This is a genomic window from Microbacterium sp. USHLN272 (assembly GCF_037149655.1).
Classification (GTDB): Bacteria; Actinomycetota; Actinomycetes; order Actinomycetales; family Microbacteriaceae; genus Microbacterium; species Microbacterium galbinum.
The window spans coordinates 120,087-134,793 of sequence record NZ_JBBCRA010000001.1; the positions used below are offsets into that span (position 1 = coordinate 120,087).

The 14,707-nt window shown below is 67.6% G+C and carries 16 protein-coding genes and 2 tRNA genes; 15 read left to right on the forward strand and 3 right to left on the reverse strand.

Annotated elements, in window-relative coordinates; all coding sequences use genetic code 11:
* Positions 1-7 precede the first annotated feature (7 nt).
* From WFJ97_RS00580 to WFJ97_RS00595, 4 genes are all read left to right on the forward strand, one after another.
* Positions 8-1,222 carry a phosphoglycerate kinase gene (locus WFJ97_RS00580; protein ID WP_247622130.1) on the forward strand — a complete coding sequence of 405 codons (1,215 nt, stop codon included), beginning with the start codon at positions 8-10 and terminating at the stop codon, positions 1,220-1,222.
* Positions 1,213-2,004: a triose-phosphate isomerase gene (tpiA, locus tag WFJ97_RS00585; RefSeq protein ID WP_336640130.1), complete on the forward strand. Its 792-nt coding sequence runs from the start codon at positions 1,213-1,215 to the stop codon at positions 2,002-2,004. Before WFJ97_RS00580 ends, tpiA begins: the two co-directional genes overlap by 10 nt.
* A gap of 81 nt (positions 2,005-2,085) precedes the next feature.
* Positions 2,086-2,334, forward strand: coding sequence for a preprotein translocase subunit SecG (gene secG / locus WFJ97_RS00590; RefSeq protein WP_247622132.1), 249 nt, complete (start codon positions 2,086-2,088; stop codon positions 2,332-2,334).
* Complete coding sequence (locus WFJ97_RS00595; RefSeq protein ID WP_247622133.1) at positions 2,334-2,687, forward strand: RNA polymerase-binding protein RbpA; 354 nt, start codon at positions 2,334-2,336, stop codon at positions 2,685-2,687. The genes secG and WFJ97_RS00595 overlap by 1 nt, the downstream gene beginning before the upstream one ends.
* Positions 2,688-2,763: 76 nt before the next feature.
* On the opposite strand, the gene WFJ97_RS00600 is transcribed toward WFJ97_RS00595, so the two are convergent.
* On the reverse strand, positions 2,764-3,981 hold the full coding sequence (locus tag WFJ97_RS00600; RefSeq protein ID WP_336640131.1) for a hypothetical protein: 1,218 nt from the start codon (positions 3,979-3,981) through the stop codon (positions 2,764-2,766).
* A gap of 101 nt (positions 3,982-4,082) precedes the next feature.
* Positions 4,083-4,156, reverse strand: a tRNA-Gly gene (locus WFJ97_RS00605).
* 106 nt (positions 4,157-4,262) lie between these two features.
* Here WFJ97_RS00605 and WFJ97_RS00610 point away from each other — a divergent pair.
* The 11 genes from WFJ97_RS00610 to WFJ97_RS00660 all read left to right on the forward strand — a co-directional run bounded on the left by WFJ97_RS00610 (position 4,263) and on the right by WFJ97_RS00660 (position 14,197).
* Positions 4,263-4,336: transfer RNA gene (locus tag WFJ97_RS00610), tRNA-Pro, on the forward strand.
* Between the two features lie 60 nt (positions 4,337-4,396).
* Positions 4,397-5,845 (forward strand): trigger factor, encoded by a 1,449-nt coding sequence (gene tig / locus WFJ97_RS00615; RefSeq protein WP_336640132.1) that lies wholly within the window; start codon positions 4,397-4,399, stop codon positions 5,843-5,845.
* 70 nt (positions 5,846-5,915) lie between these two features.
* The gene (locus tag WFJ97_RS00620) at positions 5,916-6,398 is read left to right on the forward strand and encodes a tetratricopeptide repeat protein (protein ID WP_247622136.1); all 483 of its coding nucleotides are present in this window, start codon (positions 5,916-5,918) and stop codon (positions 6,396-6,398) included.
* Positions 6,399-6,478: 80 nt separating this feature from the next.
* Positions 6,479-7,075 carry an ATP-dependent Clp protease proteolytic subunit gene (locus tag WFJ97_RS00625; protein WP_247622137.1) on the forward strand — a complete coding sequence of 199 codons (597 nt, stop codon included), beginning with the start codon at positions 6,479-6,481 and terminating at the stop codon, positions 7,073-7,075.
* A 20-nt stretch (positions 7,076-7,095) separates the two neighbouring features.
* Positions 7,096-7,737, forward strand: a complete 642-nt coding sequence (locus tag WFJ97_RS00630; RefSeq protein ID WP_247622138.1) for an ATP-dependent Clp protease proteolytic subunit — start codon at positions 7,096-7,098, stop codon at positions 7,735-7,737.
* A 152-nt stretch (positions 7,738-7,889) separates the two neighbouring features.
* The gene (locus WFJ97_RS00635; protein ID WP_336640133.1) at positions 7,890-8,825 is read left to right on the forward strand and encodes a sugar-binding transcriptional regulator; all 936 of its coding nucleotides are present in this window, start codon (positions 7,890-7,892) and stop codon (positions 8,823-8,825) included.
* Entirely contained in the window at positions 8,822-9,823 is a 1,002-nt protein-coding gene (gene deoC, locus WFJ97_RS00640) for a deoxyribose-phosphate aldolase (RefSeq protein WP_247631984.1), read from the forward strand. The genes WFJ97_RS00635 and deoC overlap by 4 nt, the downstream gene beginning before the upstream one ends.
* 14 nt (positions 9,824-9,837) lie before the next feature.
* On the forward strand, positions 9,838-11,280 hold the full coding sequence (locus WFJ97_RS00645) for an aldehyde dehydrogenase family protein (protein ID WP_247956385.1): 1,443 nt from the start codon (positions 9,838-9,840) through the stop codon (positions 11,278-11,280).
* Positions 11,277-12,128, forward strand: coding sequence for an aldehyde dehydrogenase family protein (locus tag WFJ97_RS00650; protein ID WP_247631986.1), 852 nt, complete (start codon positions 11,277-11,279; stop codon positions 12,126-12,128). Before WFJ97_RS00645 ends, WFJ97_RS00650 begins: the two co-directional genes overlap by 4 nt.
* A gap of 183 nt (positions 12,129-12,311) precedes the next feature.
* Positions 12,312-13,580 carry an ATP-dependent Clp protease ATP-binding subunit ClpX gene (clpX, locus tag WFJ97_RS00655; RefSeq protein WP_336640134.1) on the forward strand — a complete coding sequence of 423 codons (1,269 nt, stop codon included), beginning with the start codon at positions 12,312-12,314 and terminating at the stop codon, positions 13,578-13,580.
* Positions 13,577-14,197: an NUDIX hydrolase gene (locus tag WFJ97_RS00660; protein WP_336640135.1), complete on the forward strand. Its 621-nt coding sequence runs from the start codon at positions 13,577-13,579 to the stop codon at positions 14,195-14,197. Before clpX ends, WFJ97_RS00660 begins: the two co-directional genes overlap by 4 nt.
* Here WFJ97_RS00660 and WFJ97_RS00665 read toward each other — a convergent pair.
* The gene (locus WFJ97_RS00665) at positions 14,131-14,628 is read right to left on the reverse strand and encodes a GyrI-like domain-containing protein (protein ID WP_336640136.1); all 498 of its coding nucleotides are present in this window, start codon (positions 14,626-14,628) and stop codon (positions 14,131-14,133) included. The two genes, WFJ97_RS00660 and WFJ97_RS00665, sit on opposite strands and share 67 nt — an antisense overlap.
* Between the last annotated feature and the right edge of the window lie 79 nt (positions 14,629-14,707).

Genomic DNA, 14,707 nt, shown 5'->3' on the forward strand with positions numbered 1-14,707 from the left:
TCGCCCCATGACTCTGCGCACCCTGGACTCACTGGGTTCGCTCGAGGGCAAGCGCGTCATCGTCCGTTGTGACCTGAACGTCCCCCTGCGGGACGGGGTCATAACGGACGATGGCCGTGTACGCGCCTCGTTGCCGACCCTCAACGCCCTCATCAACGCCGGCGCCCGCGTCGTCGTGTGCTCGCACCTCGGACGCCCCGACGGCGCGCCCGACCCCCAGTACAGCCTCGAGCCGGTCGCTCAGCGACTGTCCGAGCTGCTCGGCAAGCCGGTCGCCTTCGCGCGTGACACGGTCGGCGAGTCCGCGAAGGATGCCGTGGAGTCGCTCGAGAACGGCGACGTCGTCGTGATCGAGAACCTGCGTTTCAACCCGGGGGAGACCTCGAAGGACGACGCGACCCGTGCTGCGTTCGCGGCCGAGCTGGCGGAGCTGGGCGACGTCCTCGTCTCCGACGGCTTCGGTGTCGTGCACCGCAAGCAGGCGAGCGTCTACGACCTCGCAGAGATCCTGCCCTCGGCCGCCGGTCTGCTGATCGCGACCGAGCTCGACGTGCTCGATCGCCTCACGGAAAACCCCGAGCGCCCGTACGCGGTCGTGCTCGGCGGGTCGAAGGTCAGCGACAAGCTGGGCGTCATCTCGCACCTGCTGCCGCGCGTCGATCGGATCCTCGTCGGTGGCGGCATGCTGTTCACCTTCCTCAAGGCGCAGGGCCACGACGTGGCCTCGAGTCTTCTGGAAGAAGATCAGCTCGACACCGTGCGCGGCTACATCGCGGAGGCCGAGAAGCGCGGCGTGGAGCTCGTGCTCCCGACCGACGTGGTCGTGGCTGCCTCGTTCTCCGCAGACGCGGCGCACGAGATCACGGCCGCCGATGCGATCGAGTCGACGGCGTTCGGTTCGTCGGGCATCGGCCTCGACATCGGTCCCGAGACCGCTGCACGGTTCGCGGAGGTCATCCGGGGATCGAAGACGGTGTTCTGGAACGGCCCGATGGGCGTGTTCGAGTTCCCCGCTTTCGCGAACGGTACGAAGACCGTCGCGCAGGCGTTGACCGAGGTGGACGGGCTCAGCGTGGTCGGTGGGGGAGACTCCGCGGCGGCCGTGCGGCAGCTCGGATTCGCCGATGACCGCTTCGGCCACATCTCGACCGGCGGCGGCGCCAGCCTCGAGTTCCTCGAGGGAAAGAAACTACCCGGCCTGGAGGTGCTCGGATGGGCCTGAACGCCCGCACCCCGCTGATCGCGGGAAACTGGAAGATGAACCTCGACCACCTGCAGGCGGTCGCGTTCGTGCAGAAGCTGCACTGGACGCTGAAGGACGCCAAGCACGAGGATGGCTCCGTGGAGGTCGCGGTGTTCCCGCCCTTCACCGACATCCGCAGCGTGCAGACGCTGATCGACGCCGACAAGATCCCGTTCGCCCTGGGCGCGCAGGACGTCTCGGCGCACGACTCGGGTGCGTACACCGGTGAGATCTCCGGTGCGTTCCTCGCCAAGCTGGATGCGAAGTACGTCATCCTCGGCCACTCGGAGCGTCGTGAGTATCACGCTGAGACCGACGAGGTCGTCGCGGCCAAGGTGCAGGCGACGCTCAAGCACGGTCTCGTGCCGGTGATCTGCGTCGGCGAGACCGCGGAGGACCTCGAGAAGTTCGGCGCCAGCGCCGTTCCGGCCGGTCAGCTCGAGGTCGCGCTGCAGAACGTGCCGGCATCCGCCGACATCGTCGTGGCATATGAGCCCGTCTGGGCCATCGGCTCCGGACAGGCCGCGACGCCGCAGCAGGCGCAGGATGTCTGCGCCGCGCTGCGCGGTGTCGTCGCGAAGGTCCTCGGCGACGATGCGGCCGCCCGCACGCGCATCCTCTACGGCGGTTCGGTGAAGTCCGCGAACATCGCGAGCTTCATGCGCGAGCCCGACGTCGATGGTGCACTGGTCGGCGGCGCGAGCCTCGTCGTGGACGAGTTCGCTGCGATCATCCGCTTCGAGAAGCACGTCGGAGTGTGAGTGCAGCGGGGCTTCGGCCCCGCTGCACCGTATACTTGACCGTTACGGGGGCACTCCTGCCCCAGCGAAAGGCTCTTCCTCGTGGCAATTCTCGAGTTCGTCCTGCAGGTCGTGCTGGGCATCACCAGCGTTCTGCTGACCCTTCTCATCCTTCTTCACAAGGGTCGCGGTGGCGGCCTCTCCGACATGTTCGGTGGAGGGATGTCCTCGGCTGTCGGCTCGTCCGGTCTCGCCGAGCGCAACCTGAACCGCTTCACGGTCGTTCTGGCATTGGCCTGGTTCGTGGCGATCGTCGCGCTGGGACTCATCACGAAGTTCGAGGTGATCTGATGGCTACCGGTGGCAACGCCATTCGTGGCACCCGCGTCGGCTCCGGCCCCATGGGCGAGCAGGACCACGGTTACCACGCCGACCGCATCGCAGTCTCGTACTGGGACGGCCTCGGCAACGAGACGGTTCGCTACTTCGCGGCAGGCCTGCCCGAAGAGGAGATTCCCGACACGATCGATCACCCGCAGTCCGGTCTGCCGGCCGGGCGCGATCGTGAGAACCCGCCTGCGCTGGCGAAGACGGAGCCCTACAAGACGCACCTCGCCTACGTGAAGGAGCGTCGCACCGACGAGGAGGCCGTCCAGCTCCTCGACGATGCGCTCACTCAGCTGCGCGAGCGTCGCGGGCAGTAGTTCCGCAGACAGACATCACGAAGCCCCCGCGATCGAATCGCGGGGGCTTCGTCGTCTCTCGCCCCGCGCCGCAGCGTCAGCGGCAACCGGCGGCCGCGGCAATGTAGCTCTCCGGCGGGTAGCCGTAGGCCCAGACGCCGTTCGCATCATCGGAGAATCCCATGCTGATCGCCCAGGCGGTCGCCCACTTCTCGATGCTGTCCTGGGTGGAGGAGTCGTACATGTCCTCGCACTTCACGCTGATCGCGTGGCCGACCTCATGCGCGACGAGCGCCCTGCTCCGATCGGCAGGCCACTGCTCGGCGACCGAGTTCGACAGCAGGATCACGGAGCGGTCGGGCTCGTCCCACCACCAGGTCGTGTAGCCGCCCATGCTCCCGTTGTCGCCCGCACCGTTCACGATCGGGGCCCAGTCGAACTCGAGCAGCACGCCCGGGGCGAGCGAACGAGCGAACGCCTCGATCTCGAGCCGGGCGCCGAGCAGCGGGCCGGCCTTCTCCGCCATCTCCGCATCCTGAGAGACGACGACCTGGGCGGCGGACGCCTGGAGTGCGGTGAAGCGAGCCACGGCATCCTCGTCGAGCGTCGTGAGAGGAGCGATGTCCTCGGCGGCCGTGCGCATCGAGATGATGTCGAGGTTCTTCGCGGAGAGATGCGCGGCTTCGAAAGCGGGAACTGCGGCGGCGGCACCGGTGACGATCGTGCTGGCGGCGTCGACCATCGCGGCGTCGGCCTGTTCCACCACGGGGAGCTGCGCGTCGAGTTCGGTCAGGAGCGCGTCGGCGTCGTCGGCCTGCGCATCGAGAAGATCCGCAGTGCCGAACAGCTCCCAGAACCACCCCGGCTTCTCACCGAGTCGCGGCGGGTCCTGCGCCGTCAGCTCCTGGGCGGTCGCGGTCTCGTCCTTCGCGTCAGCGATCGCCGTGGTGAGATCGTCGAGCGGGATACCGTCCATCAACACGCCGGTGTCGGCAGCGATCAGCTGATCGGCGGAGGTGGTGGTCGCGGTCAGCCCGTCGACACCGGAGTCGAGCGCCGTGCGCGCAGAGATCGTGTCGGTGCGGATCGCCTGGTACGAATCGGCCGCATCATCGAAGCGGAGATTGGCGCCGATGTGAACCGTCGTGAACGCCCCGACGGCGAGGGCTGCTCCGACGATTCCGAAGACGAGGGCCTTCGGTGCGGAGCGGCGGCGACGGACGACCGCCTCGGTTCCGCCGGAGAACCGGAACGGGAGATGGTGGTGGCCGTTCGCGGGGGCAAGCCCGTTCGGAGGTCGATTCCCGTCGCTCACCGGCATCCCCCTCGTCGTGGCACCACGTGGATATGCCCTCGAGTCTAGGAGATGCCGCGGACGACGAAGGCCCTCGTCTCGCGACGAGGGCCTTCGTGATATGGAGGGGCTGACGGGAATCGAACCCGCATCATTAGTTTGGAAGACTAAGGCTTTACCACTAAGCTACAGCCCCGGAAACGAGCCTGGAAGCTCGGTTGCCGACTCATCGACTATACCGGACTCTGAGGCATGCTCCTGTCCGTTAGACTCGGTGGGGCTGAATCTGCGTGCGGATTCCCCGGGGCGTAGCTCAGTTTGGTAGAGCGCCCGCTTTGGGAGCGGGAGGTCGCAGGTTCAACTCCTGTCGCCCCGACACGGCCCCCAAGGCTCACGGCCGCGGTGCACCGCGGAAATCACAAGGAGACACACAAGCATGGCGAACAGCACCGTCGAGAAGCTGACCCCGACCCGGGTCAAGCTCACCATCACGGTCACCCCGGACGACCTCAAGCCGAGCATCGCTCACGCCTACGAGCACATCGCTCAGGACGTCCAGATCCCCGGCTTCCGCAAGGGCAAGGTCCCTGCTCCCATCATCGACCAGCGCGTCGGCCGCGGTGCCGTCATCGAGCACGCGGTCAACGAGGGTCTCGACAAGTTCTTCCGCGAGGCGAGCGCCGAGCACAAGCTGCGCATCGTCGGTCGTCCGTCGGCCGACATCACCCAGTGGCCGAGCGAGAAGGACTTCTCCGGCGACCTGCTCGTCGACGTCGAGGTCGACGTGCACCCCGAGATCGAGCTCCCCTCCTACGAGGGCATCACCCTCACTGTCGACGCTGTCGAGGCGGATGACGCCGCTCTCGATGCCGAGCTCGAGAACATGCGCGCGCGCTTCGGCACGCTGGTCCCGGTGGACCGCCCCGCAGCGAAGGGCGACTTCGTCGAGCTCGACCTGGTCGCTACCATCGACGGCGCCGAGATCGACCGCGCCGAGGGCGTGTCCTACGAGGTCGGCTCGGGCGAGCTGCTCGAGGGCATCGACGACGCGATCGAGTCGCTCACCGCCGGTGAGGACACCACCTTCCGTTCGGCTCTCGTGGGCGGCGACCACGCCGGTTCCGAGGCAGAGGTCGCCGTGACCGTCAAGGCCGTCAAGGAGCGCGAGCTCCCCGAGGCCGACGACGACTTCGCGCAGATCGCGAGCGAGTTCGACACGATCGCCGAGCTGCGTGCCAGCCTCGCCGAGCGCGTGTCGCAGCAGGGCGTCTTCACCCAGGGGTCGGCCGCGCGCGACAAGCTCGTCGAGACGCTGCTCGAGCAGATCGAGATCCCGGTTCCGCCGCAGCTCATCGAGGATGAGGTGCACAACCACCTCGAGGGCGAGAACCGCCTCGAGGACGACGTCCACCGTGCCGAGGTCACCGAGGCGAGCGAGAAGCAGTTCCGCACGCAGGTGCTGCTCGACACGATCGCCGAGCAGGCCGACGTGCAGGTCTCGCAGGAGGAGCTCAGCCAGTACCTCGTGCAGTCCGCTGCGCAGTACGGCATGGCCCCGCAGGAGTTCGTCGAGGCTCTGCAGTCGTCGAACCAGCTCCCCGCCCTCGTCGGAGAGGTCGCGCGCAACAAGGCGCTGGCCGTCGCCCTGGGCAAGGTCAAGGTCGTCGACACCAACGGCAAGCCGGTCGATCTGTCGGACTTCATCGTGACCGATGACGAGGCAGAGGCAGCGGAAGCCGAGGAGGCTCCCGCCGAGAAGAAGGCTCCGGCGAAGAAGGCTCCCGCCAAGAAGGCGGCCGATGCCGACGCCGACGAGAAGCCGGCTGCGAAGAAGCCCGCCGCCAAGAAGGCCCCGGCCAAGAAGGCGGCCGACAAGGCCGAGTGATCTCACGATCACGATGAAAGGGGCGGATGCTGCGGCATCCGCCCCTTTCTCATCAGCGACGGAGTAACCGATGGATGACTGGGACACGCGGATCGATGCCGTGTGGGCGGACGACGCCCTGACCGATGCGGAGCGAATCACGCGTATCGACGCTCTCGCGGCGGAGCGGAGCGACGACGATGCCCGTGCTCTGTTCGAGCGGGCGGGGGCCCGTGACTCCGCCGGTATCGAGGCGGAGGCCGAGGTGCTCTACCGACGTGCTCTCGCCGAAGGTCTCGACGAGGAGCATCGGCCCCAGGCCGTCATCCAGCTCGCGAGCACGCTGCGGAACCTCGGGCACACCGACGAGGCGCTGGACATGCTCCGGGCCGAGCGGGAGCGAGGCGGCGCGTTCGGCGATGCGGCGTCGGCCTTCTATGCCCTCGCACTGGTGTCGAGCGGCGATCCCGTGCGCGGTGCCGCCATCGCGCTGGAGGCGCTCGCGCCGCACCTGCCGCGGTACACGCGCTCGGTCACCGGATACGCCCGCGAACTGGTCGACCCGCCACGCTGATATGCCGACGGCGAACAACGGCCTGGAGGCTGCGCGGTCGCCGGTAGATTCGAAGCACGAACACGGAAACAGGAGCTGAAATGGCTGCAGAACCCCTTGTCGCGACGAGCGTCTTCGACAGGCTGCTGAAGGATCGCATCATCTGGCTGGGCTCAGAGGTGCGTGACCAGAACGCCAACGAGATCTGCGCGAAGATCCTTCTTCTCGCCGCAGAGGACTCGGAAAAGGACATCTACCTCTACATCAACTCGCCCGGTGGCTCGATCACCGCGGGAATGGCGATCTACGACACGATGCAGTTCGTGCCGAACGACATCGTCACCGTCGGCATCGGCATGGCCGCTTCCATGGGACAGCTGCTGCTCACCAGCGGCACCAAGGGCAAGCGCTACATCACCCCGAACGCACGCGTGCTGCTGCACCAGCCGCACGGCGGCTTCGGTGGAACCTCGAGCGACATCCAGACCCAGGCGCAGCTCATCCTCTCGATGAAGAAGCGCCTCGCCGAGATCACCGCCGGACAGACGGGCAAGTCCGTCGAGCAGATCAACGCCGATGGCGACCGGGACCGCTGGTTCACGGCCGAGGAGGCGCTCGAGTACGGCTTCGTCGACCACATCCGCGAGCACGCCAGCGACGTCACCGGTGGCGGCGGCACGGCCGACGACGCCGCGTAATCCGGATTCGAAAGGACACCATGTACACGCCCACTTTCCAATCCGCAGGCAACCTGCCCTCCAGCCGCTACGTGCTCCCGCAGTTCGAGGAGCGCACGGCCTACGGCTTCAAGCGCCAGGACCCGTACAACAAGCTGTTCGAGGATCGCGTGATCTTCCTCGGCGTGCAGGTCGACGACGCATCCGCCGATGACGTGATGGCCCAGCTCCTCGTTCTCGAGAGCCAGGACTCGGAGCGCGACATCACGATGTACATCAACTCGCCCGGTGGCTCGTTCACCGCGATGACGGCGATCTACGACACGATGCAGTACGTCGCGCCGCAGATCCAGACCGTCGTCCTGGGCCAGGCGGCTTCCGCGGCATCCGTGCTGCTCGCCGCCGGCGCGCCGGGCAAGCGTCTCGCGCTTCCGAACGCTCGCGTTCTGATCCACCAGCCCGCGATGGGCGAGGCGGGTCAGGGGCAGGCATCCGACATCGAGATCCAGGCGGCGGAGATCCTCCGCATGCGCACCTGGCTCGAAGAGACCATGGCGAAGCACACCGGCAAGCCGGTCGAGCAGATCAACCGCGACATCGATCGCGACAACATCCTCTCGGCCGAGCAGGCTCGCGAGTACGGGATCGTCGATCAGGTGCTCACCTCGCGCAAGCGCGCCTGAGTCACTCTCTTCGAAGGGGTGTCGGTCATCTGACCGACACCCCTTCGTCGTACCCGGCAGATGTGCGGACGGATGCCTCTCACTGCTCATATGAGCATGAGCGTGCACCAACGCGGGAAGCGTCGTACGCTGGATCACGGAAGGAGGATGCCGTGGAAGACGAACTGCTCATGGTCCGGGTCGCCGAGCTGTACTACGACGAGGACAAGACGCAAGACGAGATCGGCGGACTCCTCAAGATCTCGCGCTGGAAGGTCGGCCGTCTGCTGACCCAGGCGCGCGAGTGCGGCATCGTCCGCATCGAGATCATCCACCCGCGCGCCCGGCGTCTCGGCCTCGAGCGGGAACTCGTCGAGCGCTTCGGATTGAGCGACGCGGTCGTGGTGCCCGCCCCCGAGGGCGATGACGGCACGCTGGAACGCGTCGCCCAAGCCGCGGCAGACTTCCTCACCGCGCTCCGTCCCGTGCCCCGCACGCTCGGAGTGAGCTGGGGGCGCACTCTCCGCGCGGTGGCCGAAGCCCTTCCCGACGGGTGGGCGAACGGCGTCACCGTCGTCCAGCTCAACGGGGGAGTGAGCCTGAACCGCCGCTCGGGCGGGGCCGCAGGGCTCGCCGTGACGATCGCGCAGCGCGCGAACGGGCAGGTGTCGCTGCTGCCGAGCCCCGCGATCCTCGAGCGCGTCGAGACCAAGCAGGCGATCGAGTCCGATCGCACCGTCGCCGGCATCCTCGAGGAGGCCGCCGACGCGCAGGCCTTCCTGTTCACGGCCGGTCCGTGCGATGCCTCCTCGGCGCACGTCGAGAACGGCTACCTCAGCGCCGAGGACGTCGATGAACTCGCCCGACGCGGAGCCGTCGGAGACGTGCTCGGCCGCTACGTCGACGCCGAAGGAAACATCGTCGACGCGCAGCTCGACGCCCGCACGGTCGGCGTGAGCCTCGACCGCCTGCGCGGAGCGAAGAAGGCGATCTTCGTCACCGCCGGCCCCGCGAAGCATGACATCGCCCGCACCGTCGTCACCAGCGGCCTGTGCGGGGTACTGGTGACAGATGAGACCACAGCACGAGCATTGTTGGAGGAACGATGACGACCAATGAACTGACCCGCAGAACGGCGGTGGACGTGCTCGGCGGAGATCCCGACGACGCGACGCTCCGCCGCTTCCTGCACGGCCTCCCCGGCGTCGACGCCGTCGGCCTCGAGCAGCGCGCCGCGGGCCTGGGCACGCGATCGATCAAGACGACGTCGAAGGCGTGGGCTCTCGACACCATCATCAAGCTGATCGACCTCACCACTCTCGAGGGGGCCGACACCCCCGGCAAGGTGCGTTCTCTGGTCGCCAAGGCCAAGAACCCGGATGCTGCGGACCCCACGACCCCGAAGGTCGCAGCGGTGTGCGTCTACGGCGACATGGTCGGAGATGCGGTGACCGCACTCGGTGCCCTGCACGGCGATCCCGACGAGGGACTGATCTCGGTCGCCGCCGTCGCGACGGCGTTCCCGAGCGGCCGTTCGTCGCTCGAGATCAAGCTCGCCGACACGGCCGAGGCCGTCGCCGCCGGAGCCGACGAGATCGACATGGTCATCGACCGGGGAGCATTCCTCTCCGGGCGCTACGGGCTCGTGTTCGACCAGATCGCGCGCGTGAAGGAAGCCTGCCGCCGCGAGGACGGCAGCTACGCCTCGCTCAAGGTCATCCTCGAGACCGGTGAGCTGAACACGTACGACAACATCAAGCGGGCGTCGTGGCTCGGCATCCTCGCCGGAGGCGACTTCATCAAGACCTCGACCGGAAAGGTGCAGCCGGCGGCGACTCTCCCGACGACGCTGCTCATGCTCGAGACGGTGCGCGATTGGCACCGCGCGACCGGCGAGAAGATCGGTGTGAAGCCGGCCGGCGGCATCCGCTCCTCGAAGGACGCGATCAAGTATCTCGTCACCGTCGCCGAGACCGTGGGGGAGGAGTGGCTCCAGCCGCACCTGTTCCGCTTCGGCGCCTCGAGCCTCCTCAACGACGTGCTGCTGCAGCGTCAGAAGCTCACCACCGGCCACTACTCCGGCCCCGACTACGTCACGATCGACTGACTGGGATACGCAAAATGTCATTTCTGGAATACGCCCCTGCGCCGGAATCCACGGCGCTGCTGAACCTCAAGGACAGCTACGGCCTCTTCATCGACGGTGAGTTCGTCGATGGATCAGGCAACAGCTTCACCACCATCTCGCCCGCGACCGAGAAGCGCATCGCCGAGATCGCGACCGCGAGCGATGACGACGTCGACCGCGCCGTCGCCGCTGCACGCCGTGCCTACGAGAAGACGTGGTCGCGGATGAGCGGTCGCGACCGCGGCAAGTACCTCTTCCGCATCGCCCGCCTCGTGCAGGAACGCGCCCGCGAGCTCGCCGTGGCCGAGAGCCTCGACAACGGCAAGCCGATCAAGGAGAGCCGTGACGTCGACGTGCCCCTGGTCGCCGCCTGGTTCTTCTACTACGCCGGGTGGGCCGACAAGCTCGATCACGCCGGCCTCGGCGCGAACCCGCGTGCGCTCGGCGTGGCCGGTCAGGTCATCCCGTGGAACTTCCCGCTGCTGATGCTCGCGTGGAAGCTCGCCCCCGCTCTCGCGGCCGGGAACACGGTCGTGCTGAAGCCCGCCGAGACGACGCCGCTCACCGCGCTGATCTTCGCGGAGATCCTGCAGCAGGCGGACCTGCCCGCCGGTGTCGTCAACATCATCACCGGTGCCGGGTCCACGGGCGCGGCCCTCGTGCGTCACCCCGACGTCGACAAGGTCGCCTTCACCGGTTCGACCGGCGTCGGCCGCGACATCGCGAAGGCGGTGGCCGGCACGAACAAGAAGCTCACGCTCGAGCTCGGCGGCAAGGCCGCGAACATCGTGTTCGACGACGCGCCGATCGACCAGGCGGTCGAGGGGATCGTCAACGGCATCTTCTTCAACCAGGGGCACGTGTGCTGCGCCGGGAGCCGCCTGCTCGTGCAGGAGTCGATCCACGACGAGGTCATCGATCGGCTCAAGACGCGCCTGTCGACCCTGCGTCTGGGCGACCCGCTCGACAAGAACACCGACATCGGCGCCATCAACTCCGCAGCCCAGCTGGCACGCATCCGCGAGCTCAGCGACATCGGCGAGGCGGAGGGCGCCGAGCGCTGGACCGCGGACTGCGCGATCCCGGAGAAGGGCTTCTGGTTCGCCCCGACGATCTTCACCGGCGTCGAGGCCTCGCACCGCATCGCCCGTGACGAGGTGTTCGGACCGGTGCTCTCGGTGCTGACCTTCCGTACGCCGGCCGAGGCGATCGCCAAGGCCAACAACACCCCCTACGGCCTCTCCGCGGGCATCTGGTCGGACAAGGGATCGCGCATCCTCGCCGTCGCCGACCGCCTGCGCGCGGGCGTGGTGTGGGCGAACACGTTCAATCGTTTCGACCCGTCGAGCCCGTTCGGCGGATACAAGGAGTCCGGTTACGGCCGCGAGGGCGGCCGCCAGGGTCTCACCGCCTACCTGAAGGGATCGGCAGCATGAGCAAGCGACTGACCGTGCCGAAGACGTACAAGCTGGCGATCGGCGGCGCCTTCCCGCGCAGCGAGTCGGGACGCACCTACGAGGTCGTCTCGCCCAAGGGAGCCTTCCTCGCAAACGCGGCGCAGGGTTCGCGTAAGGACGCCAGGGATGCCGTCGTCGCGGCGCGTTCCGCGGTGAAGGGCTGGTCGGGCGCCACCGCGTACAACCGCGGCCAGGTGCTCTACCGCGTCGCCGAGGTGCTCGAGGGCCGTCGCGCGCAGTTCATCGACGAGATCGTCGCCCAGGAAGGGCTGTCGGCATCGGCCGCAGCCTCGCAGGTCGACGAGGCGATCGACCTCTGGGTCTGGTACGCGGGATGGTGCGACAAGTACGCGCAGGTCGCCGGCAACGCGAACCCCGTGGCGGGTCCGTACTTCAACATCACCGTTCCCGAGCCGACGGGTGTCGTCGCGATCGTCGCACCGCAGGACTCGGCACTGCTCGGTCTCGTCTCGGTCGTGGCACCGGCGCTCGTCGCGGGCAACACGGTCGTCGTGATCGCGAGTGAGCGGCATCCGCTGTCGGCCATCAGCCTCGCCGAGGTGCTCGCGACCAGCGACGTGCCCGGGGGCGTGGTGAACGTGCTCACCGGTTCGCCGGCCGAGATCGCGCCATGGCTCGCCTCGCATCAGGACGTGAACGCGCTCGACCTCGCGGGTGCCGGTGCGCTGGAGTGGGTCGACCTGCAGATCGCGGCCGCCGAGACGCTCAAGCGCGTGATCGCACCGGGTGAGGTCGTCGCCTCGCCCGAGCGCATCGCGGCGTTCACCGAGGTCAAGACCGTGTGGCACACCAAGAGCATGATCTGATCCGACCTGATCCGATCGCTCGACGAAGGGCCGGTTCGCAGGATGCTGCGGGCTGGCCCTTCGTCGTGTCGAGCGCTCCGAACCGAGGCTCTCTGACACGGCCCCTGTCCCAATGCGTCCCGGTGTCCGATGCAGAGGTTAGGCTCGAAGCACGATCTCTGGATCCCCCATAGGAGGACGCGCATGGCCCGTATCGGTGAAAGCGCTGACCTGTTCAAGTGCTCGTTCTGCGGAAAGAGCCAGAAGCAGGTGCAGCAGCTCATCGCTGGCCCCGGTGTGTACATCTGCGACGAGTGCGTCGAGCTGTGCAACGAGATCATCGAGGAGCGGATGGCCGAGTCCTCCGCCGAGGGAGTGACGGACTTCGATCTGCCCAAGCCCCGGGAGATCTTCTCGTTCCTCGAGGAGTACGTCGTCGGCCAGGAGCCCGCCAAGAAGGCGCTCGCCGTCGCCGTCTACAACCACTACAAGCGCACTCGCGCGCACAGCACGCTGCAGCCAGCGGAGCAGAAGGCCGACGAGGTCGAGATCGCGAAGAGCAACATCATGCTCATCGGGCCGACCGGGTGCGGCAAGACCTATCTCGCCCAGACGCTCGCCAAGCGCCTCAACGTGCCGTTCGCCGTCGCCGATGCGACCGCGTTGACCGAGGCCGGCTACGTCGGTGAAGACGTCGAGAACATCCTCCTCAAGCTCATCCAGGCGGCGGACTACGACGTCAAACGCGCCGAGCAGGGCATCATCTACATCGACGAGATCGACAAGGTGGCCCGTAAGGCCGAGAACCCGTCGATCACCCGCGACGTCTCGGGTGAAGGCGTGCAGCAGGCGCTGCTCAAGATCCTCGAGGGCACGGTCGCCTCGGTGCCGCCCCAGGGTGGGCGCAAGCATCCGCACCAGGAGTTCCTGCAGATCGACACCACGAACGTCCTGTTCATCGTCGCCGGAGCGTTCGCGGGTCTCGAAGACATCGTCTCGGCACGCGTCGGCAAGCACGGCATCGGCTTCGGCACCCCGCTGCACGACAAGGGCAAGGATCTCGATCTCTTCAGTGAGGTGCTGCCCGACGACCTGCACAAGTTCGGTCTGATCCCCGAGTTCATCGGCCGTCTGCCCGTGATCGCCTCGGTTTCACCGCTCGACCAGGATGCCCTGATCGACATCCTCACCGGCCCGCGCAACGCGCTCGTGAAGCAGTACCAGCGCATGTTCGAGCTAGACGGCGTACAGCTCGAATTCGAAGACGACGCGCTCCGCTCGATCGCCGATCTCGCCGTCGAGCGCAAGACCGGCGCTCGGGGCCTGCGCGCGATCCTCGAAGACGTGCTCGGTCCGATCATGTTCGAGATCCCCTCGGCCGAAGACGTCGCCAAGGTGATCGTGACCCGTGCCGCCGTCGACGAAGGCGCGCCTCCCACCATCGTGATGGAGCGCAAGCGCAAGAGCGCGTGACGTCGGAGCGGGCGTCGTCGCCCGAACCCTGGGAGACCCGCCGGTCCGAAACCATCGTCTCCGATCGGTGGATCTCGGTGCGTGCCGATGACTGCGTCGATGCCCGAGGGCGGACGATCGCGCCGTACTACGTTCTCGAATACGGCGATTGGGTGTCCGTGCTCGCCATCGACACCGCCGGCGACGCCGTCATCGTCGAGGAATATCGTCACGGGGCCGGCATCGTCGCGTGGGGCACGATCGGCGGTGGCGTAGCCGAGGGCGAAGACGTGGCCGTCGCAGCCGCCCGCGAACTCCGAGAGGAGACCGGATACGAGGCGGCGTCGATGATCGCGCTCGGTGCGACGTGGGCGAACTTCGGCAACCACACGAACCGCGTGCATCATTTCGTGGCGCTCGGCTGTCAATCGACGTCCGCGCAGTCGCTCGACGAGAACGAGGACATCAGAGTCCATGTGGTTCCGTTCGAGGGCCTCGCCGAGCACCTGCATCAGAGCTATCACCAGCTCACCTGGTACAAGGCGGAGGAGTTCCTCCGGACGACGGGACCTCAGGCGACCGGCAGGATGAGGTCGGTGCGCAGCTCTTCGGGATCCTCGGTGGGGTCGGAGACGTAGACCTCGATCCAGATCCCCCGGTGGTGCAGGCCCTTCGCGCCGGCTCTCTCGGCGAGATCCATCCACGCCCGCCCGAGACCGTCGTACGAGCCGATGTGCGTCGTCGCGGCGGCGTCGCCGGATGGAAGGGTGGACGCCTGCACCGACGCGCCGCTCGCGGTGATCAGTGGATCCGTCGGCGCCGTGGCGACGGGGAAGCCGAGCTCCAGGTCGAAGACGCCCATCGGGTCCCCGTAGTAGATCGCCACGGCGGGCCCCGCCGGCACGAGCGTGCCGTCGTGGAAGTAGGCGGCGATCGCCCCGTACCCGGTGTCGAAGGCGTCGCGCAGGTCAGCGATGCGGATGCCCTCGTGCCGGATCACCGCCAGAGGAGCGGGATCGACGGTGAGGCGCTCCATCGCGCCGAACGGACTGTCAGGAAAGGCGGTCATGCCCACATCGTCGGGGCTTCCCGCAGAAACCGCAAGAGGCCCCTCCGCCGGTGGGCGGAGGGGCCTCTCACGATGACTG

Bases quoted from the DNA above. Each gene is read 5' to 3' on its own strand.
- WFJ97_RS00580 (WP_247622130.1), top strand. From the start codon at position 8: ATGACTCTGCGCACCCTGGACTCACTGGGTTCGCTCGAGGGCAAGCGC.
- tpiA (WP_336640130.1), top strand. From the start codon at position 1,213: ATGGGCCTGAACGCCCGCACCCCGCTGATCGCGGGAAACTGGAAGATG.
- WFJ97_RS00595 (WP_247622133.1), top strand. From the start codon at position 2,334: ATGGCTACCGGTGGCAACGCCATTCGTGGCACCCGCGTCGGCTCCGGC.
- tig (WP_336640132.1), top strand. From the start codon at position 4,397: ATGGCGAACAGCACCGTCGAGAAGCTGACCCCGACCCGGGTCAAGCTC.
- WFJ97_RS00620 (WP_247622136.1), top strand. From the start codon at position 5,916: ATGGATGACTGGGACACGCGGATCGATGCCGTGTGGGCGGACGACGCC.
- WFJ97_RS00625 (WP_247622137.1), top strand. From the start codon at position 6,479: ATGGCTGCAGAACCCCTTGTCGCGACGAGCGTCTTCGACAGGCTGCTG.
- WFJ97_RS00630 (WP_247622138.1), top strand. From the start codon at position 7,096: ATGTACACGCCCACTTTCCAATCCGCAGGCAACCTGCCCTCCAGCCGC.
- deoC (WP_247631984.1), top strand. From the start codon at position 8,822: ATGACGACCAATGAACTGACCCGCAGAACGGCGGTGGACGTGCTCGGC.
- WFJ97_RS00645 (WP_247956385.1), top strand. From the start codon at position 9,838: ATGTCATTTCTGGAATACGCCCCTGCGCCGGAATCCACGGCGCTGCTG.
- WFJ97_RS00650 (WP_247631986.1), top strand. From the start codon at position 11,277: ATGAGCAAGCGACTGACCGTGCCGAAGACGTACAAGCTGGCGATCGGC.
- clpX (WP_336640134.1), top strand. From the start codon at position 12,312: ATGGCCCGTATCGGTGAAAGCGCTGACCTGTTCAAGTGCTCGTTCTGC.
- WFJ97_RS00665 (WP_336640136.1), bottom strand. From the start codon at position 14,628: ATGACCGCCTTTCCTGACAGTCCGTTCGGCGCGATGGAGCGCCTCACC.